The sequence below is a fragment of the Chryseobacterium aahli genome, from assembly GCF_022699665.1.
GTDB classification, from domain to species: domain Bacteria; phylum Bacteroidota; class Bacteroidia; order Flavobacteriales; family Weeksellaceae; genus Chryseobacterium; species Chryseobacterium aahli.
Genome location: NZ_JALDNB010000009.1, coordinates 42535 through 67911, shown reverse-complemented (window position 1 = coordinate 67911; position 25377 = coordinate 42535). Strand labels below are relative to the sequence as shown.

23 protein-coding genes are annotated in these 25377 nt (G+C 34.6%); 19 read left to right on the top strand and 4 right to left on the bottom strand.

All coding sequences use genetic code 11. The features are described from left to right. Window positions 1-161 precede the first annotated feature (161 nt). Genes MQX03_RS14505 through MQX03_RS14485 form a run of 5 tightly spaced genes read left to right on the top strand, consistent with a single transcriptional unit; the run spans window position 162 to window position 4649 of the window. Complete coding sequence (locus MQX03_RS14505; RefSeq protein WP_242803910.1) at window positions 162-575, top strand: hypothetical protein; 414 nt, start codon at window positions 162-164, stop codon at window positions 573-575. Between the two features lie 9 nt (window positions 576-584). After that, window positions 585-1316, top strand: a complete 732-nt coding sequence (locus MQX03_RS14500) for a curli production assembly/transport protein CsgE (RefSeq protein ID WP_242803909.1) — start codon at window positions 585-587, stop codon at window positions 1314-1316. A gap of 12 nt (window positions 1317-1328) precedes the next feature. Further along, window positions 1329-1736 (top strand): curli production assembly/transport component CsgF, encoded by a 408-nt coding sequence (locus tag MQX03_RS14495; protein ID WP_242803908.1) that lies wholly within the window; start codon window positions 1329-1331, stop codon window positions 1734-1736. 31 nt (window positions 1737-1767) lie between these two features. Beyond that, complete coding sequence (locus MQX03_RS14490; RefSeq protein ID WP_242803907.1) at window positions 1768-3132, top strand: CsgG/HfaB family protein; 1365 nt, start codon at window positions 1768-1770, stop codon at window positions 3130-3132. A gap of 11 nt (window positions 3133-3143) precedes the next feature. Beyond that, complete coding sequence (locus MQX03_RS14485) at window positions 3144-4649, top strand: carboxypeptidase-like regulatory domain-containing protein (RefSeq protein WP_242803906.1); 1506 nt, start codon at window positions 3144-3146, stop codon at window positions 4647-4649. 78 nt (window positions 4650-4727) lie between these two features. Here the strand turns inward: MQX03_RS14485 and MQX03_RS14480 are convergent, their stop codons facing one another. The 4 genes from MQX03_RS14480 to MQX03_RS14465 form a co-directional block, all read right to left on the bottom strand. Then, complete coding sequence (locus tag MQX03_RS14480) at window positions 4728-5375, bottom strand: response regulator transcription factor (protein WP_242803905.1); 648 nt, start codon at window positions 5373-5375, stop codon at window positions 4728-4730. Between the two features lie 371 nt (window positions 5376-5746). Next, window positions 5747-7309: an Rne/Rng family ribonuclease gene (locus MQX03_RS14475; RefSeq protein ID WP_242803903.1), complete on the bottom strand. Its 1563-nt coding sequence runs from the start codon at window positions 7307-7309 to the stop codon at window positions 5747-5749. A gap of 352 nt (window positions 7310-7661) precedes the next feature. Then, the gene (locus tag MQX03_RS14470) at window positions 7662-7952 is read right to left on the bottom strand and encodes an HU family DNA-binding protein (RefSeq protein WP_034674127.1); all 291 of its coding nucleotides are present in this window, start codon (window positions 7950-7952) and stop codon (window positions 7662-7664) included. A gap of 138 nt (window positions 7953-8090) precedes the next feature. Beyond that, window positions 8091-8762: a response regulator transcription factor gene (locus tag MQX03_RS14465; RefSeq protein ID WP_242803901.1), complete on the bottom strand. Its 672-nt coding sequence runs from the start codon at window positions 8760-8762 to the stop codon at window positions 8091-8093. A gap of 178 nt (window positions 8763-8940) precedes the next feature. On the opposite strand from MQX03_RS14465, the gene tssO (MQX03_RS14460) reads away from it, so the two are divergent. From tssO (MQX03_RS14460) to tssD (MQX03_RS14395), 14 genes are all read left to right on the top strand, one after another. Continuing rightward, on the top strand, window positions 8941-9477 hold the full coding sequence (gene tssO / locus MQX03_RS14460) for a type VI secretion system TssO (protein ID WP_129536299.1): 537 nt from the start codon (window positions 8941-8943) through the stop codon (window positions 9475-9477). Between the two features lie 22 nt (window positions 9478-9499). After that, window positions 9500-10018: a type VI secretion system TssO gene (tssO, locus tag MQX03_RS14455; protein ID WP_242803899.1), complete on the top strand. Its 519-nt coding sequence runs from the start codon at window positions 9500-9502 to the stop codon at window positions 10016-10018. A 36-nt stretch (window positions 10019-10054) separates the two neighbouring features. Next, a complete protein-coding gene (locus MQX03_RS14450) occupies window positions 10055-10957 on the top strand; it encodes a PKD domain-containing protein (RefSeq protein WP_129536302.1) in 903 nt (300 codons plus the stop codon). A gap of 53 nt (window positions 10958-11010) precedes the next feature. Beyond that, the gene (gene tssR, locus MQX03_RS14445) at window positions 11011-13410 is read left to right on the top strand and encodes a type VI secretion system protein TssR domain-containing protein (RefSeq protein WP_242803898.1); all 2400 of its coding nucleotides are present in this window, start codon (window positions 11011-11013) and stop codon (window positions 13408-13410) included. Between the two features lie 95 nt (window positions 13411-13505). Next, window positions 13506-14009, top strand: a complete 504-nt coding sequence (locus tag MQX03_RS14440) for a DUF4280 domain-containing protein (RefSeq protein WP_129536304.1) — start codon at window positions 13506-13508, stop codon at window positions 14007-14009. A 16-nt stretch (window positions 14010-14025) separates the two neighbouring features. After that, window positions 14026-17082: a peptidoglycan DD-metalloendopeptidase family protein gene (locus MQX03_RS14435; protein ID WP_242803897.1), complete on the top strand. Its 3057-nt coding sequence runs from the start codon at window positions 14026-14028 to the stop codon at window positions 17080-17082. After that, the gene (locus MQX03_RS14430; protein WP_242803896.1) at window positions 17079-17864 is read left to right on the top strand and encodes a hypothetical protein; all 786 of its coding nucleotides are present in this window, start codon (window positions 17079-17081) and stop codon (window positions 17862-17864) included. Before MQX03_RS14435 ends, MQX03_RS14430 begins: the two co-directional genes overlap by 4 nt. Before the next feature lie 60 nt (window positions 17865-17924). Further along, a complete protein-coding gene (locus MQX03_RS14425; protein WP_242803895.1) occupies window positions 17925-18869 on the top strand; it encodes a hypothetical protein in 945 nt (314 codons plus the stop codon). 166 nt (window positions 18870-19035) lie between these two features. After that, window positions 19036-19440 (top strand): type VI secretion system tube protein TssD, encoded by a 405-nt coding sequence (tssD, locus tag MQX03_RS14420; RefSeq protein ID WP_242803894.1) that lies wholly within the window; start codon window positions 19036-19038, stop codon window positions 19438-19440. A gap of 364 nt (window positions 19441-19804) precedes the next feature. Continuing rightward, window positions 19805-21760: a type VI secretion system Vgr family protein gene (locus MQX03_RS14415; RefSeq protein WP_242803893.1), complete on the top strand. Its 1956-nt coding sequence runs from the start codon at window positions 19805-19807 to the stop codon at window positions 21758-21760. 2 nt (window positions 21761-21762) lie between these two features. Next, window positions 21763-22716, top strand: a complete 954-nt coding sequence (locus tag MQX03_RS14410; protein ID WP_129536314.1) for a hypothetical protein — start codon at window positions 21763-21765, stop codon at window positions 22714-22716. Next, a complete protein-coding gene (locus tag MQX03_RS14405) occupies window positions 22664-23194 on the top strand; it encodes a hypothetical protein (protein ID WP_242803891.1) in 531 nt (176 codons plus the stop codon). The genes MQX03_RS14410 and MQX03_RS14405 overlap by 53 nt, the downstream gene beginning before the upstream one ends. Before the next feature lie 542 nt (window positions 23195-23736). Next, window positions 23737-24396 carry a hypothetical protein gene (locus MQX03_RS14400; RefSeq protein ID WP_242803890.1) on the top strand — a complete coding sequence of 220 codons (660 nt, stop codon included), beginning with the start codon at window positions 23737-23739 and terminating at the stop codon, window positions 24394-24396. Between the two features lie 333 nt (window positions 24397-24729). Next, complete coding sequence (gene tssD, locus MQX03_RS14395) at window positions 24730-25134, top strand: type VI secretion system tube protein TssD (protein ID WP_129536317.1); 405 nt, start codon at window positions 24730-24732, stop codon at window positions 25132-25134. The last annotated feature ends 243 nt before the right edge of the window (window positions 25135-25377 follow it).

Here is a 25377-nt window from a genome sequence, read left to right as displayed (position 1 = left end):
TTAATACTGTAAAGGAGAGACTTAGGTTTCTCCTTTTTTTGGCTAAAATAGTTTAGCGTATAAATACGGAATCGGGTAACCATAAACCGTGATTTTCTATAAGTAACCGTTTCACGTGTTTTGTAAAGCACTGTATTCAAGTACCTTTAAAAAAAATAAAAATGAAAACCTTTGAGAAAATATTTATTACCCTGGCGCTTCTCTCAACAATGTTGGCGAAGTCGCAGCAAATAGACTGGAATCGTATCAACAGCCAGACTGCAGTTGATATGATTAATTTACAGAATGCAGACCAATCTTTATCTGCATCTTCCATTTCGCAAGTTGCACAAGTTGGGAATTCAAATACTGCAGATTTAAATATAAATGCCAAAACTAATATTGTTGTGCAGCAATTTGGTGATCAAAACAGTATTTATTTTAATAATGCATTTTATTCAAAAGAAGCAAAAACAGCAATCACAACCCAAGGCAATAACAATATGGTTGATATTGCAGGAAGTAACAGTGTCTCTGAAGGCATGCATCTGAATGTAAAAGGCGAGAATTTGACGGTTTTTATGCGAAATTATTAAACTTCTGCTATGAAAAATTTCATCTTTATATCTTACAGCTTTCTTTTTGTGTTCTTGTCGATTTTCACTTTTGGGCAGGATGACAAAAAGATTGTCGCAAAAATAGAGAAAGATGTCGTAGAAAAGCAGCTGAAAATTAAAGCATTAGTTACCAATAACACTTCTACCTATCAGGAACTGAATTACCTTTTGATTTCAATTAAAAAAGGAGCCAGCGGAAATCTTTCCAACAATAAACAGAGCGGAAAATTTTCTATCAATCCTAATGAGAGCAAAGCCTTATCTGAAATGAGTGTAAATCTTGAGCAGCGAGATGCCATAAAAGCTTTCCTATACATTCGAGACGAGCAGACACAAAAACTTTTGGCAAAAGACAGCCTGGAAATCAATCAGGATTTTTTTAAGAAATCAGTAAGTGTTGTTGAAAAAGAAGAAGCTTTTGAATTGAGCGGATTGACGATTGACGAGACAAAAAGCAAAGTAGGAAGAGACTTTTACGATTTATTTTATATTCAGTACAGTCAAATTCCTGACAAGAGCAATTCTGCAATTACTATTACCGAACTGCCAGCCAGAGGAACAAGCGGACAAATCAATATACAGGTTGATGATAAACTCGTCTATAGCTTTATGACCAATCCCAATGAAGATTATCTGAGGGAACAGTTAGATTATACTTTGAGGTACATAAAAGACTATAACGCCCGGAAGAATCTCATTAAAAACGAATTCATCTACTAAAAACTAACTACCATGAAAACTTTTTTTACAGCAATGATTTTTTTATCAGGATTTTTTCTGGCAAAATCTCAACAGCTGGTATACAAACCGATTAATCCTGCCTTTGGCGGCGATACATTCAATTATCAATGGTTGCTGAGCTCAGCGAGTGCTCAGAATCAGTTTGATGATAAATTAAGCAACAGCCTTACCGGAAACTCAGGTTCTCTGAGTAATTTCACAGATAGCTTAAACCGTCAGGTTTTGAGTGAGTTATCAAGAAAATTATTTCAGGATCAGTTTGGCTCCGGAGGCGTGCAGGCAGGAAATTATATGTTTGGGTCATTGTATCTTCAGATTACGAATACCGCTCAAGGCATGATGATCAGTATTTTGGACACCAATACCGGTGAGCAATCTGAGATTGTGGTTCCAAAATAATTTTTAAAAAACTAAAACTAAAAACCTTACCATGAGAATCTATACGAAATTCAGAATCGTATTTGGCATTGTGCTTTTGTATGTTATGCAAGGCTGCACTTCCATTCTTGGACTTCCCGCAGAGAAAGAAAAATCTATGATGGGAGAGATTACCCCTTACACCACAGAACTTCGCAACTTACCTTTGCCAAAAGAAAAAATTGTTATAGGCGTTTATAAATTCCGTGATCAGACTGGCCAATACAAGCCGTCAGAAAACGGAAATAACTGGAGTACAGCGGTTCCTCAGGGTACTACAACTATCCTCATCAAAGCATTAGAAGACAGCAGATGGTTTACACCCATTGAAAGAGAAAATATTGCTAATCTTCTTAACGAAAGACAGATCATCAGATCAACCCGTCAGGAGTACCTTAAAGATGTAGATAAAAACAGCCAGGCTTTGCCACCGTTGTTGTATGCAGGAACTCTTTTAGAGGGTGGTGTGATCTCTTATGACAGTAATATTATGACCGGTGGTATTGGCGCAAGATATTTCGGTATTGGTGCCTCTACACAATACAGACAAGACAGAATCACGATTTATCTGAGAGCTGTTTCTACTTTAAATGGTGAAATTCTAAAAACTGTTTATGTTTCAAAAACAATTCTCTCTACAAGCATCAACGGAAGTTTCTTTAAATATGTTGATACAGAAAGGCTGTTGGAAGCTGAGGTTGGGGTGACCCAAAATGAACCCATCCAAATGGCAGTTACAGATGCTATCGAAAAAGCTGTAAAATCTCTGATTGTAGAAGGTGTAAGAGATAATATCTGGGGAAAGGCGGTTGATGTCCCTGCAAAATATCAGCAAGTAGTTGATGAATATAATGCAGAGCAGAAAATCAGCAACAATAGACTTGTTGGGAACAAATATCCTACAAATGACAGGCAGAACGTTTCAATTTTCGGACAGATTGAAGCAAACAAAGTAAGAGGCGATTATGTAAATCCTAAAACTACAATCGGAGGTAAGCTAGGAATTAAATATTTTTTTGCAGATAATTTTAATCTTGAAGCCAACGCCAATGTTTTTACACTCGAAAATGAAAATATAATCTCAAAAACATATGTAGGGGCAGAGCTTAATCTTGAGTATCTTATTATTCCGAAATTCAAGCTTTCACCTTATGTGTATGCAGGTTTAGGTTCAATGTTTTCTACCGACAAAACAAGATATAAAGGTCAGTTTGGTGGCGGTCTAGAATATCTTGTTCAGAAAAATTTGGGTTTAAGACTTTCTTCTCAATATGATTTGGGATTCACAGATGATTGGGACGGTTTTGTCAATGGCCAAAGAAAAGATCAAAATTTGAGATTTGCTTTAGGCATTAATTTTTATATCGGAAAAAAATAAAAACGTAAATTATGAAAACATATATCAAAATATTCTCAATACTGATTTTGCTTTTCACGTTGGCTTCATGCAGTGAAGACTTGGTAGAGCAGAGCCAAAAGGGTGTGCTTAAAGGCAAAGTAGTAAAGAAAGGTACAAATGTAGCTATTGCAAATGCGAAAATTTTCACCACACCAAGTACGCAAACTGTATTTAGTGATAAAGATGGGATGTTTGAAATTAAAGACATTCCGAAAGGCAATTATTCTATAAAAGCTGAACTTACGGGTTATGTCGTTAATTTTCAAGCGGTAAATATTCAGAGTGAGAACCAGATCGTTACTGTTGTTTTTGAAATGGATGATGATGAATCTCTCAATTCTCCGCCTACAGCACCGGTATTATTAAGCCCGATTGATAATGCTGAAAATCAGCCCCTGACGGTACAACTTAGTTGGAACGCTACTGATCCTGATAAAACAGACAGTCTTACGTATAAACTTACGGTTAAAAATAATATCAATACCAATGTTATTGAGGTGAATGATCTGAAGGTAAAGACTTATACTTTGTCTAATTTGCAATTTGGAGTAAGTTATTTTTGGCAGGTTTCTGTTTCAGACGGTATTCATCCGGATGTTTTAAGTCCTGTTTTCAAATTTACTACCAATGCAACTCCTGCAAACCGTTATCATTATGTGCGTAAGCAAAATGGGAACTTTGTCATCCTGTCCAGCGATAGTCAGGGAAATAGTTTTCAACTGACAAGCTCAGCAAGCAACAGCTGGAGACCTAGAAAAAACAATAATGCCGGGCTTGTTGCATTTTTAAGAAACGATGCAGGCGGAAGTCATATTTTCACCGTCAATCCTGATGGAAGCAATCTTTTTAAAGTGACCCAAATTCCGGTTGCAGGTTTTAATCAGGATGAATTAGATTTTTCTTGGAATACAAGTGGCAGCGCATTTATTTATTCAAATTTTGATAAATTATATAGAATTAATAAAGATGGTACCGGGCAGCAGCTTATTTACACAACTCCTGATGGAAGCCTGATTTCAGAAGCAGATTGGAGCTATGACAACAGCAAAATTGCAATAAAGACCAATAACTTTAGCGGTTACAATACCAAAATTTTTATTATCGATATGCTTGGGAATGTTTTGCAAAATATTTTTTCAGCTCTCACGGGTGCGACCGGCGGACTTAATTTTTCTGTGGACGGACAAAAACTACTCTACACGCATGATGTTTCAGGATATCAGGATGCCAATTACAGACAGTTAGATTCTCATGTTTTTATTTATAATCTGGCAAACAGTTCGGTTGTAGATGTTACGGTAGAGAGTGACAGACCTCTTGGGACAAATGATTTGGATCCTAGATTCTCACCCAATAATTCTCAAATAATATTAATGAATACTTCAAATGACAATATTTCTCAGAAAAATATTGTGGTAATTGATTTAAATAATTTAATGATTGATTTTACCCGTGCGGTATTATTTACAAACGGTGAGATGGCGGATTATGAATAGAGGCTTATAGATACTTGATGAAACAAAAAAATCAAAACCTTAATGGGTTTTGATTTTTTTTCGTCTAAATATTTTGAATTAGCTGAAGATATTATTTTCAAGTGCATATTTTACTACACCTACAGAGTTTTTTACGTTCAATTTCATTAAGATTCTTTTTCGATGAGTTTCCACAGTATTGATGCTGATAAAAAGTTGCCCGCCAATATCTTTACTGCTGTGACCATCACAAATTAGCTTAAGAATTTCAAGCTCTCGTCTTGTTAGTGGTTCTTTTATGCTTGGGCTTTGCTTTTCCTGTTCGTTGCTGATGAAGTTAATCATCATTTTCTTTGCATATTCACAAACGTAAATTTCGTTTGAGCTCAGAGCGTTCACAGATTTTATAAATTCGTCATAGCTGCTGTTCTTATCAAGATAACTTTTGATGCCTTTGTTAAAAAGTTTTCTGATCACGATGACATCGTAAGAATTTCCTATCACCATGATTTTGATATTATTGTTTTGTGATATCACATTATCAATGCAATGATAAAGATCACTTAACATCAAAATATTTGAGCTGATCATGAGATATTCCGGTGGATTGTCTTTAACGTGATTGTATAAACCTTCGGAAGTATTAAAAATTTCTATAGAACTAAAAATTTTGTTTTGCACAAGGAGTTTAGATAGACCTTCCGTGTACAAGAGAGGCTCATCAAAAATAGTTAAATTAGGTTTCATCGGTCTTAGTTTTCAGTATATAAATATACGAAAAAACCATATGTTTTTGGTGTATAAACGTAAATTTTTACTGAATAATGTAATATAAGTGATGTTATTTTATTTTTTTCGCAATTTTAAAATTATAAAATCTATTAATTGTGAATTATTTTAATTTTTGCTTTTTAATGAAGTTGTTAATCCCTTTACTGATAATGCTTAACGGTATAATTTAGCTGTTTTTTTTATTCAGGTAGGGATTTATTTTATATTTAAGAAGTCATTAGTCATTTACATTTGGTGACTATGGTATTCAAAATTTTTAAAATTGTATTTTGAGAATAAGAAAATAAAAAAACCTTCAGAAAATTCTGAAGGCCTTTTGTGTTTTTCTAATTAGAATATCCGCTTAATTCTTCTTTTTTCGAATTGTAGATTTTGTATTCTAAATATTTGAAAGAATCCCTTGGGATAATGGTCACCCATTTTTTGTACTTCAAAAACCATTTCATTTGTATGCTTTTAAGTCCTTTGGTAAGGAAAGCTTCAACGAAAGGGTGTACATGCAGGTAAAGTTTTCCTTTGTCGCCTTTTTGCATGATGGTTCTGATGGTGTCTTCCATTTTCTCAACAATGACAATTGGAGCTACAATTTCTCCGTCTTTGTTGGGGTTTTCTTCTTTGATGTCGATTTGTTTTTCCGGACGGTTTCTCTGTCTGGTGATCTGTATCAGTCCAAATTTACTTGGAGGCAGAATCTTGTGGCGAGCTTTGTCGCGGCTCATTTCTGTTTTCAGATGTTCAAACAAATCTCTTCTGTGATCTGGGTTGATCATGTCGATAAAATCGATAACGATAATACCACCCATATCACGTAGACGTAGCTGTCTTGCTATTTCTGTGGCTGCCATTTTGTTCACGTTGAGACCGTGTTCTTTGGTGGCAACGTTTCCGGTTGTAATATTATTTCCGGAGTTGACGTCGATTACGTGCAATGCTTCAGTGTGTTCTATCACAAGGTAAGCACCTTTTGAACTTGGAATATTTACGTGTTTGCCAAAGCTTTGTTTAAGCTGCTTTTCAACGTTATAATATTCGAGGAGAGGAATGTGGGAATCATAAAACTGAACAATATTTTTTCGTTCAGGAGCAATGACTTCCAGATAATTTTTCATTTCTTCAACCATTTGTTCGTCGTCACAGAAGACGTTTACAAAATCCTGGTTGAAATTATCTCTTAAAATAGACGACGCCTTATCGTCTTCACTCAATACTTTAGAAGGGACTTTATTTTTCTGAATATTCTTAAAAGTATTTTCCCATTTCTGAATCAGTTGATTCATATCATTGTGAAGATCAGCGACTTTCTTGCCTTCGGCAACGGTTCTGATGATGACCCCAAAACCTTCCGGCTTTATACTGTCAATCAAAGTTCTGAGTCTTATTTTCTCTTCAGAACTACCGATTTTTTTTGAGATAGAAACTTTATTATCAAACGGTATCAAGACCAAAAAACGACCCGTGAGAGAAATCTGAGTAGATATTCTCGGGCCTTTCGTGGAGATGGGTTCTTTTGTAATCTGTAAAATGACAACGTCATCTTTAGCGATTACTTTATCTACATTTCCGTTTTTGTCAATTTCGGGTTGTATTTCGAAATTTTTTAAACTTGAAGCGTTTTGTTTTTTAGAAACCGTGTCTTTTAGAAATTTTTTATAGGTAAGATACTGAGGTCCGAGATCCTGATAGTGCAGAAAAGCGTCTTTATCGTATCCGATATTTACAAATGCTGCATTAAGGTTTGGAGCCAGTTTTTTTACTTTTCCTATAAATAAATCTCCGACTACGAAGTCATTTTTGTCTTCTTCCTCATGAAGTTCACATAATCTTCCGTCTTCCAATAAAGCAATCTTTGTAAGCTCATCTTCGTGCGAAATTATAAGTTCTTTCTTCATTTTGATATAAGATATTTTTTTAGATTAAAGTTGATTCAGATATTGATTAGTATTTTTCTTTTTTAAATTTAATGCTAAATTTTCGAAATTCTGATATTAATTTTAGCCTGAATTTTTCTGAAATCTTGTGGTAACAAACAAAAAATATAGTTGGTGAATATTAAAAAAATATAAACACCAACTATATTATTATATTACAAAATCTCTAGTTGAGATTATTTTTTCTTATGTCTGTTCGCTCTTCTTCTTTTCTTTCTTTTGTGTGTTGCAACCTTGTGTCTTTTTCTTTTCTTTCCGCTTGGCATAATGTTAAATTTTTTTTGTGTAACTAGTTAATATTCAATTGTTATTCTTATTTTACTGCAACTTTAGTTTTCACTTTCTCCACAAAAGATTTTGATGGCTTGAAAGCAGGAATATTATGTGCAGGAATCTCTATTGCAGTGTTCTTAGAAATGTTTCTTCCCGTTTTTGCTGCTCTAGTTTTAACGATGAAAGATCCAAAACCTCTTAAGTAAACATTGTCCCCATTATACATAGAAGTCCTGATCTCCTGCATAAAAGCTTCTACAACTTTCTGTGTTTCATTCTTTTCTGTTCCCAATTTATTTGAGATGGTGTTTACCAATTCTGCCTTTGTCATTTCCTTTTTTAATTTTAAATTTTAGGTGTGCAAATTTAGTTAAAAAAATTGAATAGTAACAAATTAGTAACGAAAATATTTCGGTTAAGACGCTGAGAATTTTATATTTAGTACGGTTTTACTCCACAAAAACACCTTTTACATACTCGAATTATAGTATCCGTTTTCTACACAGAAGCGGATGAGGTGAAGTTTTGTTTTTAAACCAAGCTTTTCTGTAAGTCTGTTGATATAGGTGTCAATTGTTCTGGTGCTCAGGTTCAGTTGTTCACCTATCTCTTTGTTACTGAAGCCTTCATAGCAAAATTTCATCAGCTGGATCTCTGTAGAAGAGAGCTCTTCCTGGCTCTTTTTCTGTCGATTCATGTATTCCTGCACGGCCAAAGGTTGCTGCTTCCAACTTTCTGAGTACGCTTGGTAATCAAAATCTTGTGAAGTAATCTGCCCTTTGATTAAATCTTTAATAACATTGCTATTTTTCTGACAATAATAAATGTTTGGAATTTTTTCTAAAATATCGGCCATATCTTCCTGATATGTCCCGGAATAAGTGATGATAGGGGTATCTTCATTATTTTTTCGGATAAATTTTATGGCTTCAAGGCCACTGAGTACCGGCATGAAGAGTTCTACAATAAAAACATCTTCCTGTTTTCTGTAGATCCTGTGGATGAGCTCATGACCATTGTTGCAGTCATTGAGAAGCATATTAAAAGGATTTTCCAAAAGCGTTTTGATCATTATTTTTTTAAAATAAAAATCGCTGTCGGCAATGGAAAACCGAACCGTATTGGTTAATATTTTGCTCATTTTATTTTTGTGATTTGGTAGTGGTAAAATAAAATTTTGATCACTAAAGTATGAAAATCTTTCGGATTGCAAAATTAAACTTAACATTAAATAATTGTAAATATGTTGCAAAGTCCATATTTAATTTTGTGCATAAGTATTTTTTTTCTATTTTCACATTCCAAATCAAATCACAACTATGTCTACAACTAGAGATAAAAAATTGAATACATCCGATGTCAGGGTAGGCATCTGGAAATTTATCTTATCGTTTGTTATCTTATCCTTAATTTCTTTCTGTACCGTATTTTTCTTTTTTAAAAGTTACCACACGCAGCGTGTGGGAATGGAGAAGGAAGTAGAAGATTATGAAAAATTGATGGCTCGTTCTAAGGCCATGAAAATCATGGTAGATAGTCTTCAATATCATATAGCCTCATTAGATATTGCTGCGGTGGATAATGATATTCCGCTACGCCGTCAGATTGCTGATGAGATTGATGAAGTTAGGAGAGTCATAGGTGCCGATAGTGCCGATAACCTCAAACATTATTCTTCTTTGCTTAATCACATCAATCCGATGCTGAATCTTAAAACAAAAATTATCGATGCATCGAACAAGAAAGAATTTGCACGTAATGAGCTGATACGTTGTACGGGTAAAGTTGCTACTGTTAACAGAGAACTCATGAAAGATCCTACAAGAAATTATTCAGGAGGAAGAAGGAGAAGATAAAACTATTTTAAAACACCAAATTATGCAAGGGCAAATTACACTATCCAAAAAAGAAAAACGTTTTCAGTTTTTATATCTCATCTTGATGTTGCTGGCCGCTATGATTCTGCTGGGAATTATTTTTCTGAACCGTTTTGAATCTCCTTTTACTTCATCAGATATTGTCGCATTAGACCGATTGGAAGAAAAAGCGAAGTTTGATAACGAACAGAAGAAAATTCAAAAAATAGTTGACAGTACCTTTACTCAGATTTCTCGCATAAAAGAAGAAATTCCGGATGTTATGGTAGATCACGACATTGAAAGAAACACCGATTATATACGTGGGACCAAAAAAAGATTCAGTACAGACGATAACAGAATAGATGCTTATCCCCAGATTGCAAAGCTCTTTGAAATGTACTACAACGATAAAAAAAGGGTAACGACTATTTCGTTTGATACCAAAAATTTTGAAAAGAGAACTCAGGAATGCATTGTAGGTTATAAAAGTAAAGAGCAACGCCTCTTTGATCGGGATAATGCCATGAAAGCTAGATAAAAACACAAATATTACAACACATCACACCAAATTATCATGAACTATTTTGAAAAAAACAAAAAAAACATCATCATCGGTGTTATCGCAACATTGTTGCTTGCTGCCCTCGTCGCATTGTGGCTTCAGAAAAAAGTAATTCACTCAGCAGACGATATCTTGGCAACAGTTTACCCTTCACCGGTTTTGGTAGGCGACAGCCTTTTCTTTGAAGATAAAACACCATTTGCAAAAACCAGAAAATGGAATTTCGGAGACGGATCTACATCAGATAAGAACAAAGGTGTTCACATCTACAAAAGACCTGGGTTTTATAACGTGGCACTTATTATTGATGATCAGTACACAAAAACATACCCTATTGTTGTTTCCGGGAGACGTGAAGTACAGAGAGATAGTGTGAGAGTACCTACGATCATTGATGCACAATCACAAGCGATGCAGTTTGAGACTGTCCAGTTTAAGGCAGTATCAGATGCCACTCAGTTTACCTGGAAATTTGGTGAAAATACAGGAATCGATTCAAAAGAGAAGCTTGCAACATACTCATACAAAAAACCAGGAAATTACGTCGTAACTCTCTATACCGATGCCGATAAAGAGCCCATCATCCACAGAATTACAATCCTTGCGGAGTACAACGATGTAGAAGAAGCTGCAGCGATAGATAATTCTTATGAAGAAAGAGATAACGACTTTAAATATCATCTTCAGCAAATTGCTAATGGAAATAGCTTCAATACGCATTACAATTATTTATTAAACAAATATTTATGCAATAACGAAAATTCTATTGTGCAGGTAAGTGACAGCAAAGTCAATAACTTTTATCTGTATTGCGCAGGACTCCAGTTTGATAAAAATAATGTGATTCAGACTGTGAAACTCAATTATGATGAGAAAAACTGCGTCACCAAAGTAGATATCAACCAAAGCAAATAAATCATTAATCCGGATTTTTTCCGGACACCACACCAATTATAAAGAAAATTAAGATGAAAAATAAATTTCCTCTAGCGGCTTACTATATCGGGTTATCAGTACTGCTTACAAGCTGTCAGGTAAAATTGCCGTCCAAAAAAACACCTGAACCCAAACAATATGGTCAGATAGACAACGCTCCTGTTATCGACGGTTTTTCTAAAAAATCTGTTCCGTGGATTGCAATCTCAGACAGATCAAGAAATACTGCTTATCTTGATAAAAGTGATGAAAAATCATACAAAGAAGTTAAATTTCTAGAGCCTTTGATGGTGCTGAAAAACAGAGACGGAATGGTAAAGGTAGCAGAATATATTCCGGATGCTTTAATGAAAAAAGTATCTTCCAAATCGGTAAAAACCTACGGCTGGATTCCAGAATCTGACCTTCTTCTCTGGAGCAATTCTCTGAAAAGCGAAAAAACCGGGTATCCGGTAAGAGTAGCGGTGGTGCCTAATCATCCTGAAGTTATTAAAAGTGCTGAGAGGTATTATAAAAATGATTCAATCATGGTTTTTAATTCTCCTAGCTTAATAGAAAATGCCAAGGTGAAAATTCCAAACGGACAGATGGTGTACGTCTATAAAATGGCAGAAAACAATAAAAGATTTTTGGTAGGTAAAAAACCATCTGTTGATATGGATAGTATCAGCACTGGTATTTATGGCTGGGTGAGCTCTGATGTAATTTCTCCTTGGGGTGAACGTTCAGCGGTAAAAATGAAAAATCCAACCGGTATCAAAGAAACTGCATTGGGAATTCATGAAGGATCGCCAGGAGGTACTGATGCAGATAAAAGAACAGCAATTTTCCTTACTGACGTTGATAAAAGAACACCATTGGAGAATATTTTTCCGGTCAATTTATCCATAAATGATACCATTGCAGGGGATACCAAAACGAAATATTTTACAAATGTTTTAGATTACAGCAAAAATTATGTTTCCAATGTTTTAGGTGACGAGATTTACTTTGATCGATACAGAGAAATTATTGAAAAAAACAAAAAAGCAAATATTGTTTTTGTTTTGGACGTGAGTGCCGCAAATGCTCCTTATACGCCTATAGTAAAGTCATTGCTGCAGGATCTTCAGTTGAGATTTGAAAAGCCATCTTATTTTAATTCAATTAAATATGGTGTGGTACTTTACAAAAATAATCCGTGTGGAGAAAATGTGGTACCGTCGCCATTAAGTAAAGATTATAGCAAAATAACGACATTTATTAATGACAAGATTAACGAAATGAACTGCCAGAGCACAGGAGGAAACCAACCAGTTAATGAAGGTCTGATTGCAGCTGGAAACTTGCTGTCTGAAGTTCCGGACGAGACCAATATTGTGATCACTATAGGCACTTCTGCCAATGGAAGTGGAAATATGTATGGTGTAATCAATTCGTTGACTCAGGCGCAGGCAAAACTGATTATGTTCCAGACGAGTGCGAGGTCTTCAGACACATACAATGATTTTGTTTTGATGGCAGAAAACATTGTGACCAATACTGCTAAAAACGTTGCTGAACTCAAAAAACAGAAAATTATCAATCAAAGTGACGTTTTAATCAAGAATAATTTTAATCTAATTGAAGGTGATGCGGGATTCTATTCATTAGACTTCCCAAAACAAAGTATGGCTCCCGGATTTGTTATCTTTCCTAAAAAAGGAGATATTGGAACTCCTGGATTTCTGAAAAAAGCAGTAGACAGTCTGATTGTTCAGGTAACTGCGGACAATATAATGATTGATAATTCACTCAACGAGAAATTCCATTCATCGGTAGGAGCTGGTAGAACTGGCGTCGATTTCAAATATAAATATATGTATCCTGGATTGACAAATCTTGTTCCTTTTGGTATTGCAGCACAGTTAATCAATTACGGAAACCCATTCTTGGTGAAAGGCTACATTCCTAAAGATTTAAAAGATTTAAAATCAGGCATGGAAAAAGGAATCTTAATTTCTGAGGCTGAATTTGATCAGCTTAAAGCCTTCTACACGGAAGTATATGAGAAGACAGGAGCAGCCAGAACAGATTTTAAGCAGGCAAGAGCTTTGAGAGAATATGTGAAACTCCTGAAAAAATATAATCCGACCTTGAAGTTTTTAGATAAAGGTGAATTGTATGAGCAACCAATGTCTTACGCAGTAGGTGTCAGCACTGGTTTTGATAATTCTGAGGGCGAATTGATGTCAAAATTTAAATTAAAAGGCTGGAAAAAATCTAAGATTGTCACCAACGATCAGGCGCAGACTTATTTTAAATATTACAAAGATTTAGCTGAAAGAATGCTTACACACAGAAAACATCCTGCTGTAAAAATAAAACAAAACGGACAAGAATTTTATTGGCTGAACGAATATTTCATGCCAACCACCTTACCGGTAGAAGAGCCGGAATATACTCAACATTAATTACTTATCACATAAAGAAAGCGGAAAATTTAATTTCCGCTTTCTTCTATTTTAAATAACTTTTTGTTATCTTTGATTACCAAACATCACAAAATATGTCAGAGCAATCATCATCTCATGACGGCAAACACTTTGTCGTACAGAAAGGGAAATGCCAGTGTAATCAAGGTGATCAGTTCCCACAGCATAAAGTTACCGCACATCAAAAGCATTATTGGAATGATGCTGCAGGCAGCGCAGATTATCTAGCCGTTACAGAAGATGATCTTCAATTCAACCCTCCAGGACCAAGTTTCGGAAAATGCAAGCTAAAACCAAGCTCAAGCGGATATCTTCCCTGCTCTTATGCTCCAGCCGGAAAATGGCAGAAAACCTATGACAAAGTCATGATTATGGGTAAAAAAGCGGTGACAGAAGTTTCAGAGCTTCAATGTACCATAGGTGGAAAAATCACCATCAAAGATCATGGTCAAAGGGGTGAGATCAGCAAGCAAAATGTGAAAAACGCCAATGCCAAAACGGTACGACACATGAATCCTCTTGTGGATGTGAATGACTTCAAAGAAACTGTTTTTGAAAGTGAAATAGACGCTTATTAATCTAAAAATTTCTGCGATGTCAAAAAAAGGAGTTTCAAAAATATCTGGTAATTCTTCTCCAAAAGTAGGAGAAACCACCACATATAGCATTACAGAATGGTATCCTGCTACACCTTCAGCACAGCGAAATGCATCAGGTGTAACTTGGGAATTATTTAAAAAACGCACCAACGGAAGTTTTACAACAACGAATATCAAGAAAACCGGTTCAGGAACATTTACTTTTGGTGAGGTTGCTCTACGAAATACGTATCGTCTTGAAGCCTATCTTTATGAGCCAGAAGGATCGGGACCTACTTCTATTGAGATTAATCCTCAACCTGTTGCTATTCCCAGAATTAATAAGGTTGAGCTTCAATATGTAGATGATTCGCCCGGAACAGTTTTTAGCTACACTGAAAAGATGCGTGCCAGAGCACAATGTGTTAATTTGGCTGGTCAAAAGCTAAAATTTTCTCTTTGGGAAGATGATGCGGCAGGTGATGGACATAATGCCAATAATCTTTTAATTGAAACTAAAGAAGCCACCGTTAATTCGAGCGGAGTTGCCGTCGCGGAATTTATGTTAACCCGAGCATTGATGCAAAAAGCAATGCAGGGAGAAACAGATCCTAAACAATTGGAATTTTATGTAACTGTAGAATACTTTTCAAATAGGAAGCATGCTACAGATAATGTAAATGTCAACAATCCGTTGCCTGTTCCGCCAACAAGACCTCAGCCAAGATCACAACAATCATCCAACAATAGCCAGCCGGCTCAGCCATCTCAACCTTCGCCCAATAATAATGTGCCACCGAGAGCCCAGGGTTCACCGGCAGCTGAAAAACCTCAGTCTCAAAAAGAGGAAAAAGGAATTATCGATACGGTAACTGACTGGTGGAATAACCTTGAACTTTGGGATTGGGCAGAATCATCTGGAACCATCGAACCAACACAACCTCCAACTCAGCAACATACGGGCGGAAGAACCGTAAGCATTGTACAGGATTCCGCAGTAGAAGACCTTTTGGATGCTTATTTTGCTAAAAAAGAATATACCAGACAAACAGGTGAAGCAGCCGGAACTTTCGAATACAACATTGGTAGTAATGGAAATAAAACTTCTACCGATGCCGAAAAGGAAAATATTGCAAAAATAATTCTTGCCAAGCCTGCAGTAAAAGCGTTGGCAGCTAAAAAAGAATATACAACACTGGAAGCCATCAAGCAAGCGCTTACAAAAGAGGTGTATAATAAAGATGAAAAAGTTACCTTCCAGACGTTTAAATTGGGAGCGGAATTTAAGAAAATAAACAGTGCTCCGCTCGAAGCAAAAGTGTATTTGGTTGCCCGTACTTCAGGTTTAAATGGAAAACAGGCTACAATCATTATCAAGGAAAAAGATGGTCTCATCAAGGGTTCTGCAGGAGCTGTTCTTCCGATTTTAGAAATTACAGAAGCACAAATGGAACAAACTTCCGCTTCAGAGGAGGTACAGGGAACTGAAAAAACAGAATTCACAGCCACGATAGAAAATGGTATTGCAAAAGTTCCTGTTCATCTGAGACCAAAATCTGATGATGAATTGAAGCAATGGAAGGAGAAACTAGATAAAGGAAAGAAAGATGGCGACTATAATTATACCTTTGCCGGCGCCACCACAATTACAGATGAAAATGGAAAGAAAAATATAGCAAAAGCTATACTTACCAATGCGAAAGAAGGAAAAAGAGGTAATCCTAAAATTGAAAATGGTAAAACAACTTATCTGGAAGATATAGAAAAAGTTCTGGAAATAAAAACATACAATCCGGGCGATAAAATAACTTTTTCTTTATACAAAAAAGAGACAGAACTTCTGTATTTACAAGCAAAGGCGCAAGGCGAAAAACAACACGATAAGGAGTTTCTAAAAGCTGATGGAGCTTACTTTACTATCGGGAAAAAATGTGAGTGCGAAGAAAGAATCAGAGCATTCCTAAGAACATTGCGAGTAGGTGAAGGAACAGGAGAAATCATTAAAGCTAAAGATAAGGTAACGAAAGAAACAATTTATGTTCCACATGATTTTGAGAAAGGATATACCACTGGTTTTGGAGGTAATTTAATTACTGACTTGAGTGATCATCCAAGAATAAATTATGGAGGATCTACAGCAGCCGGAGCATATCAGGTAATGAAAGATACATGGGATGATGCTCAATATTCAGCAAAAAAGACACAATATAATATCGACTCATTTAGTAAAGAAAATCAAGATAAATTTTCTGTTTTATTAATGAAACATCATCCGGGATGTTCAGATTTATTAAGTATACTACTGAGTGGTCAAACGGAAAATTCTATCAGAGGTAGGGGCAGTAGAATTTGGGCAAGTTTACCAGAAAAAGGTGATAATAGCAGGTACTTATTTAAAGGTGAGCCACAACCTGTAACACCCATGAAAACTGTTTTAGAACATTTCGATGAATTTTTTAAGGAAGAATTAGCCGGAAACAGTCCACTGCATTTGGAAAAAGGGTTTTTGAAAACATTTGATATTCCTTGTAATTGTGGAGGAGATTCTACAAACAACTCTACTTGGCATCATCCTGTAGACAACCCACAATTACGTGGTTGGTATGCAGTATGGGCACCTGAAAGAAGTATTCACAGCAGTAACATTCCAGGTAGAAGCAAAGGAAAACATGATGGATTGGATTTATATGCTCCAACCGGAACCCAAATTTATGCTTGTGTAGATGGTGAAGTCAATGAAATATACACTTCCGGAAGTTATGGAGAGTGCATCAACCTTAAAGGCGAATATAATGGTACAACATATTATTTTTTCTATGCTCATTTAAGTTCGGTAGATATTGTAGCAAAAGATAGCAGTGGGAATCCGACGAAAGTTAAAGCTGGTGATCCGATAGGAAAAAGCGGGAAAACTGGTTCCTCTGCTACAGCACTCAATGCAAATCAGGTACATTTGCATTTTGAATTACGCACAACAAGTGCAAGAACTGGCGGAAGGATAGATCCACTCAGTAATATTTCAGAATTAGACACAGGCGTGAATAAAACTCCTAATCAAGAAAACCAACCATGAAAATAACAATGAAACTAAAGTGGATTTTTTTAATATTAATCCTAATTAATTGTAAAGAGCAAAATACAAAAGAAATATCTCCTGCGAAAATTACCTCCGATAATGCCATCACTAAAGTAGAAAGCAAAGATGAAATTTATGTTGGAAAAGAATTTTATTCAGGGGATGAACTCAATACCTATACTTTTCTCAAGTCAGATAAAATACATGAAAATGATAGTTTGACCTATTCTATTTATAAAAAAAATGATAAAGAAAGTTATTTATTCAGTATAGAAAAGTTGGTATCAAATGAAGACCAGGAATTATACAAAATAGTAGATGTATTCAAGTTTAATGATTATAATTCCGCAAATAATAAAATCGAAATAAAAGATCAGAAAGATGGATATTCAGTTTTGTTTTTAGATAAAGATAAAGTTTTAAAAAAATGGAACTTCGAACTAAGTAATAGTGCAATAAGTAAAAGTTGGAATGGCGAATATGAATGCAATTTTCTTAGAATTAAAGAAGAATCTGCCGATCCGCGTGCATACGCAATGATTAATATTACTATTGAAAACAATACTGCCACTTTTAAATTGGATAGCTATAAAGAGATTTTAGATAAAAAATTGCTTATTTTGGATAGTAACCCAAGTAGAATCATTTTACGTGAAAAAGATAACGTCAACTCAAAATTTACCATTACAAGAAAAAATAATGACCTTATACTTACCAGTGATTTACTTAATAAAACCACTGGGGAAATTGCAACCTACAAGCTCAAGAAGAATTTGTAGTGTAAATTTTGACGTGTATAACTTTAAAATTTTAATCCGAAAAATAAGATGATATAATCTATGACGCTTCATTTTATCCGCCAGGGCGACACTCTCCAAAGCATTGCAGAGCAAATCAATCTCGAAAATCCTTTATACATCAAAGAATTTCACAACCAGCATTGTGCGAGAGAAGATTATATTGTCGAGAATTTAGTAGCAGGAAGAAAACTGTTTCTGCCAGATTATTTGACAATCCAAAAATACAATTCAAGAAATGATGCACCCTTTAAAAGCCCTGAAAGAAATCCTAAGATCAATTTCTATCCGGAAAATTTAAATATTCAATATAAAGTCAGCATCACCGAATCATCTTTTGTTGATCATAAAAAAACTGAAAATTCATTTTCATATCAATTTTCTTTAAAATGGATAAAAAACGAACTCAATCATCATATTTTTCATCTTTCTAAAAACAATTTTTCAATTCAAAATCAGACGAAAATTGGCGATATGGCGATTGCCTGCTTTCAATCTATCGATCCGATTGAAATTCAAACCAATCCAAAAGGTGAAATTATTTCAATTAACCTTTTAAAGAAAACAATTGACAATTTCCCAGAAATAAAAGCAAATTTGGTAGATCGATTTCCTGATCAATATGCAAAAATTTACATCGAAGAATTTGAGTATGCCGTTCTCAATCAGGAATTATTTCAGAAAAAAATGAAACAAGACTGGTTGATAAAAACCTATTTTGCACCAATCAGGAACGATTTCAAAAACGGAAAATCTCATTTTCAGATCATCCTAGAAAATGAATTGTTAGATATTAATCAGACTGCAGAGATCTCGGAAAATAATGATGAAATCATAATCAGTCAAGATTCTGCAAAACCTGATTTTAAAGGGAAATATATTCTTTCGAAAGCGAATGGTTTGATAAATTCTTTAGAAATCAATCATTCATATATAGACTTTGGTGTTGTGTACTCTTCTGATTTTAAGATAGATAAATTGGGGTGATTGTAAATTTAAATAAAAACCAGTCGTAGTTTTACTACATCAAATCGTAGAATTACTACAAATTTTCAAAAAGTTCTTTAAAAGTTTTAAAAATATTTTTGGTGTATTTATCTTTGAATAAAGAAAAAACATTTCACGAAATATTAACGATTAAAATTTACAAATCATGGCAGCAAATTCAAGAGGAATCTTAAAATTCAACGGTGGCGAAGGTCAGAAATTATTAAAACTGAACTACAGCGTTTCAAGATCAACAGACGTATCGGGTAGAGTAGCATCAGATCCTTCGAATGCATTGATCAAATTAACAATCGAGGCAACAGAAAAATCTGACATCCTTGAGTCATTGTTAAACGGAAAATATAAGCCGACTTCAGGCGAGATCACATTCAACAAATCTCACGAAGAAGGAACTTTGATTACCCTAAACTGGGAAAACGGCTACGTTATTCAGCACGAAGTAGACTTTGATGCGGTAGACGAAAATTCAATGTTGATCAGCTTTATCGTAAGTGCAGAAAAAATCAATTACGGAACTGCAGCTTTCGAAGGTCTTTGGCCAACTAGCTAAAATTCGTCGATTCATTTTAAGTATTATGGTATACAAAAAGACTGTCCGCAAGACGGTCTTTTTTGTCTGCAATATTTTTATTTGGTCAGCAGTTAACTTCGTTCGTAAACTTCGAAAAAGCCGACGCTTTTTCTCATTTATGTCTTCCAGCCCAGCTCTGTCACTCTGAGCTTGTCGAAGAGTCCGTTCAAGCCGGGTTACAATTTGGTATGTTTTAGAAAAATTGATCTGAAAAAGAACTTCTCTCACAGAATATACAGATTTCCAAATGTTTAAGAAAAGTTAAAATCAAAAATTTAATACATAAAATCTGCAGGAATAAATAAAATTTAATAACTTTAAACCACCACACAATCACAACAATATGAATACCTCAGAAAAAACCAGAGGTTCTTCTTTCCGTCCGTCACAAAACGCAGAAGGAATCTCAGACAGTCACCATACCGGCATCAATCGCCTGGTCAAATTATCTTTGGTTATTGAAGGTAAAGTGATCAAATATTACAAACACTTCAAGCTTACCCAAAGTGCACAGAAGCACCACGAGTTTACCTTGACTTTAGCTCACGACACTTTAGGCGACCGCCAAACCCATACTTTAGAAGAAGCCAACAAATTTTTAGGCAAACGCCTGACGGCAGTTATTTCTTACAAAGACATCGACAAAAGTCCTGAACGTACATTTGTCGGCGTTATTACGGGGGTAGGTTTCAGTCAGGAAAGAATGAGCTTGGGAAATATCGTTTTATCCGGTTTCAGCCCGACTATTTTGCTCGATGGAGCTCCCCATATTCAAAGTTTCGGCGGAAGTCAAGCCGTGAATATGGGAATTATTGCTGAAGAAGTTATTAAGCAAGGTTTAGACAAAAGCCGTTTTGACATCAGAATCGATACGAATGATTATTCTCAAATCATTTACAGCAGTCAGTATGACGAAACGCATTACAACTATTTGGCTAGAATGGCTGAAGCGTATGGCGAACAGTTCTATTACGACGGTGAAGTTCTTCATTTCGGAAAACTTCCACCACAAAATACACCCATCAAACTGACGTATGGAAGCAGTGCTAATGACATAAAAGTTGAACTAAAAGCAGTTCATACAAAGCCTCAGTTTTATGGCTACAATAGTAATAAAAATGAAGTTTTGAAGTCAGGTGCAACCCCGATTCAGCATGTCGGAGATTTGGCAAAAACTGCTTACCAACATAATGATAGTATTTATAAAACTCCGTCGTTAAGAGTTGCTCCAATCAAAGCAACAACCCATTTAGACGTAGAATATTCACAAAAAAGTACTTCTGGAAGTGAAGCGGTCAATGTATTTAATATTTCAGGTTCAACGACGGTACCTTTTCTTCATCCCGGTTGCGCCGTAGATGTAGAAATGAGAAAACCAGATACGAACGAAACTTCGTATTTCACAAGAATCATGGTGACTGAAACAACTCATGAAATAGATACGATTGGTCACTATAGCGGAAGTTTTAACGGAATCGCATCAGATACAGGATTTTTGCCAAAACCTGAGTTCACAGTTCCAATAGCTCAACCACAGATTGCCACAGTAATTTCCAACACCGATCCGGAAGGACAGGGAAGAGTTCAGGTAAGATTTGACTGGCAGACGAATGACACGACTCATTTTATCCGAATGATGAGTCCTGATGCGGGAGGAACGGACCAGATCACTCAAAATAGGGGTTATGTAGCGATTCCAGAAGTTGGAGATCAGGTGATGGTGAATTTTGTACACAATCACCCCGATAGACCTTTCGTCATGGGCGGAATGTTTCATGGAGGAACTGCACTAGGAGGATTTGTAGACAACCGGGTAAAATCTATCATGACAAGGAGTGGCCATAAGATAGTCTTCACAGAGGATGAAAGTATTATTATTACAGATAAATCCGGCAATGAAATTCATCTGGATACGACAGGAAGTAATATCAATATCACAGCACCTGAAACGATGACGCTGAATTGTAAGAACATGAATATTAATGTTATAGAAAGTATGACCACAAATGTAGGAATGAATCAAAGTAATACTGTTGGAATGAATATCTCCGAAAGTGCGGGGATGAATAGAACATCAAGTGTAGCTATGCTCAATATGCTTTCTGTAGGAACAGATTTTATTACCAATGTTACCGGCAAAATGACAGAATATATCCAAGGTAATAAAGAATCTCATACTGATAAAGATCGATTGAGAGTTGCCAACGGAAAAATTACCAATCAAAGTCAGGGAGTATTTGAACAACATTCTCAGAAAGAAATAAAAAACAATTCTGCTGAAATTTCAAAAAATCACTAATTATGGGTAAGGAATCTTACATAGGAGGAGATTATATAGAAACAACGGGAGGCTCAGCAAAAAATTTTGCAGGAGGAAGTATTGAGAATTCATCTCTTGCAAATCAATTTACACAAAATGGACTTGATTCTGGAGTTAAATACGGTGTTAATGAGGATGCTCCGATAATTGAGGGTATAAAAGAAGATGTGTTTTTATATTTAATCTTTTTCATTGATGAAGATCATAAAGGTAAACTGATGATTTCAGAGGGAAGCCAAACAAGATTGAAAAATATTAAGAAACAAAGTTGGTATGATGATAAAAAACATAAAGCTTTTAGTATACCTATACAAAGTGTAGATGAAATATTAGACCAAATTCCCCAAATTATTAAAAAGCATTCTGAGGGTGATAAAAAAAGAGTAATGATTGCTGAAATAGGGATATTTTCTCATGCAGGTGGTGATGGACCAATTTCTTATAATAAGCAAGTTAAAATTTGCCCTGAACCACAATATAAATCTCAAATGCTGATGTGTGGCTGGGAACAAATAAATGTTGAGTGGACAACGCAGGCAAAGTTTGTATTTTATGGATGCAATACAGGAAATACGAATAAGAATTGGAATAATTTTGCTAAAAATATATCAAGCTTATCAAATTTTAAAAACGTTGAGGTGTGGGGACAATCAACATCTTCTTTTCCATCATTTTATCCCGATTATCGTGTTACAAGTGCAGCAAGAAGTACTGGGGATAATGGTTTTGGATGGGATATCCGCGGAAATACATATCAAGTGGCAGGTAATCCAGGAGAAGGATGGAAAGCAATGAGTTTTAGTAGTGATAAAAATAATATAAGTAAAGAAGATTTGCGAAAATCAGAGTTTCCTAAAGCTAACCCGTTAAATGTATACAAAAATGGATTACTTATCAAATCAACACATCAAGGTGTTTTTAATGACCATCGCTAAATATTGTGGTATCTTTTTAATATGTTTAAATATAAGTTGTAAAAATATGGATAATGAGTACTTTCAGGTATTTGGCAATAAAGAGTTGCTGGAAAAGTGTAAAATAAATCTTGTGAAAATAGATGAGGCAGGTAATGAAAGTGTTAATAATATTCTGTGTAATGGAAAATTAAATCAAATTAAAACTGAAAATGAATCTGCTGCAATATATAAGTTCTATTTTTCTTACAAGGATAGTTATGTTGAATTACTAACCACCGAAAATATTTTTCGAAATGCCTCAGATCAGGTTAATAACTTATATATTGAAGATAAAGATAACATAATCTATGTGAAATTTATTGGTAGAAAATCAGATATAGAAAAAGATGATGTATTTCGAAAAGCATTAATCAATAAAGAAAAGTATTATGAGATAAACGCTATATCGCATAATGATCTAAATCAAATTGATTCGTTATTTACTAAATGTAATTGAATTAGGTGGTTCTTAAAAAGACGTTTTCGATTAAATTCCGGATGATGTCAAAGAAATGCAGGTGTTGTTAAAATATAGGTATGAATCCAAGGCTTATTCCTGCCAAAAAATGCTATGAGAAACAAAATAAGTTACTTCATACTATTCTCTGGCTTTTTACTAGAAATATTGTAATATGATCGTAAGCAATTCGGAGGTTTCTTCAATAGACCACGAGCCGCAAGAACTTGTACGAAATATAGATTATTTTATCTTTTTTATTTACGGAATAATGGGCACCGGAGCTTTATTCATAATTCTATTTTTAAACAAAAGATAGTATCATAATTAATCACCTTCACGTCAAGCTTTATTGAATATATTGAATAATTTAAATTATAAAAAAATAAGATATATTAGATAGTTGTGCTTCTAGGTTTTATAATTGGAATATTGTTTTACTTATTCAATTTGTTCATGAGTAATGCGGAAGTATCATCTATTAAGTATCAATTTAGCGAACTCTTATTCTACTGTTTTTCTATATAGAAAATCATTCTGTTATGAAGAAAATACTAATTCATCTACTCATCTTATTATTTTTAATGTGTAATTGTCAGTCTAAAAAAGACGATAGCAATAAAAACAATCATAAAATAAATACTACGGTTGAAAAATTTGACTTTCAGTTGTTTAAGAAATATCAAGAAAATGGCGAGTTTCTTAAATTACAAAACGGAAAAACAATCCTATCGATGGCCGCTCCTGCTCTTAATGAAACCGGAGTGCAAGAAGAATTACTGCCAAAACCATCATTTTATACCATTTACAAAGAGTTTTATCCTGATGGTTTTCTCAAAAAGAAAGAAACGCTTTTAGGTCAGTACACTAGAGTAGGAATCTCAGAATATTATGATGAGAAAGGAAAACTTGATACCAAAAATGAAGATGAAAAGTTCGGGAAAATAAAACCTGCAGATGTTCTAAAGATTTTAGATAAGAAGAAAATTATTAATTTATCTAAAGGAGAAGGAAGATTTGACGAAAACGGAAATTCCGCTTTTATCATTACTTTTGATGAAAATAAAAATAAATACACTGTGACACTAGAAAAAGGTAAAGCAAATACAAATCCGGAGTTTGGAATTGGTGAGCCGCCAGCTTTTATTCCTGTTTACTATATAATTGATGGTGAAACCGGAGATGTAACAGAAAAGAAGTGATCTGCTTTAGACTGAGAGAATTATATAAAGTAAAAGGATTCTCAAATAAAAAAAAATTGAATTTGTTAAATATTCCAAAATTTTATTAATTAAATCTTAATTTTTTCATTTTTAAGTGATTTTTTACAAAATGAATATTTGTAAACCCTTTCTGGTAAAGGGTTTTATTGTTTTGTTTAATAAAAGTCGTAGTTCTACTACATAAAATCGTAGTTCTACTACAAAATGTCAAATAACTACTAAAAATGTTTTTGTAACCAATCTTTGGCTCTATCTTCGCTATAGTTAAAACATCAAATCACACAATATCAACAGTTTAAAATTTACAAAATCATGGCAGACAATTCAAGAGGAATCTTAAAATTCAACGGAAGCGAAGGACAAAAATTATTAAAGCTTAATTACAGTGTATCAAGATCTACAGACGTTTCCGGACGCGTAGCTTCAGATCCTTCCAATGCAATTATCAAACTTACTATAGAAGCTACAGAGAAATCTGAAATTCTTGAAAGTTTGCTTAATGGAAAATACAAACCAACTTCTGGTGAAATCACATTCAACAAATCTCACGAAGAAGGTACTCTAATCACTTTAAACTGGGAAAACGGTTACGTTATTCAGCATGAAGTTGATTTTGACGCTGTAGACCAAAATTCTATGTTGATCAGCTTCATCGTAAGCGCAGAAAAAATCAACTACGGAAATGCAGCTTATGAAGGTATTTGGCCAGGAAAATAAAACCCGAATTATCTAAAATCAAATTATTACAGAATAGCGTGCTCGTCAAAAAGCAAGCTGTTCTGTTTTGTTGTTTCTAAGGGATTTTTAACTTTTTAATTAAATATTTAAATTGTTAAAAATTACATGACTGACTTCATAAAATTGCATTTTTTTCTAACAAAATAAGATTTTGGTGCAATATATGTTGTCAAATAACTGAATAGAATCACAATTCGCAATTCATCAATCGAAAAAATATTG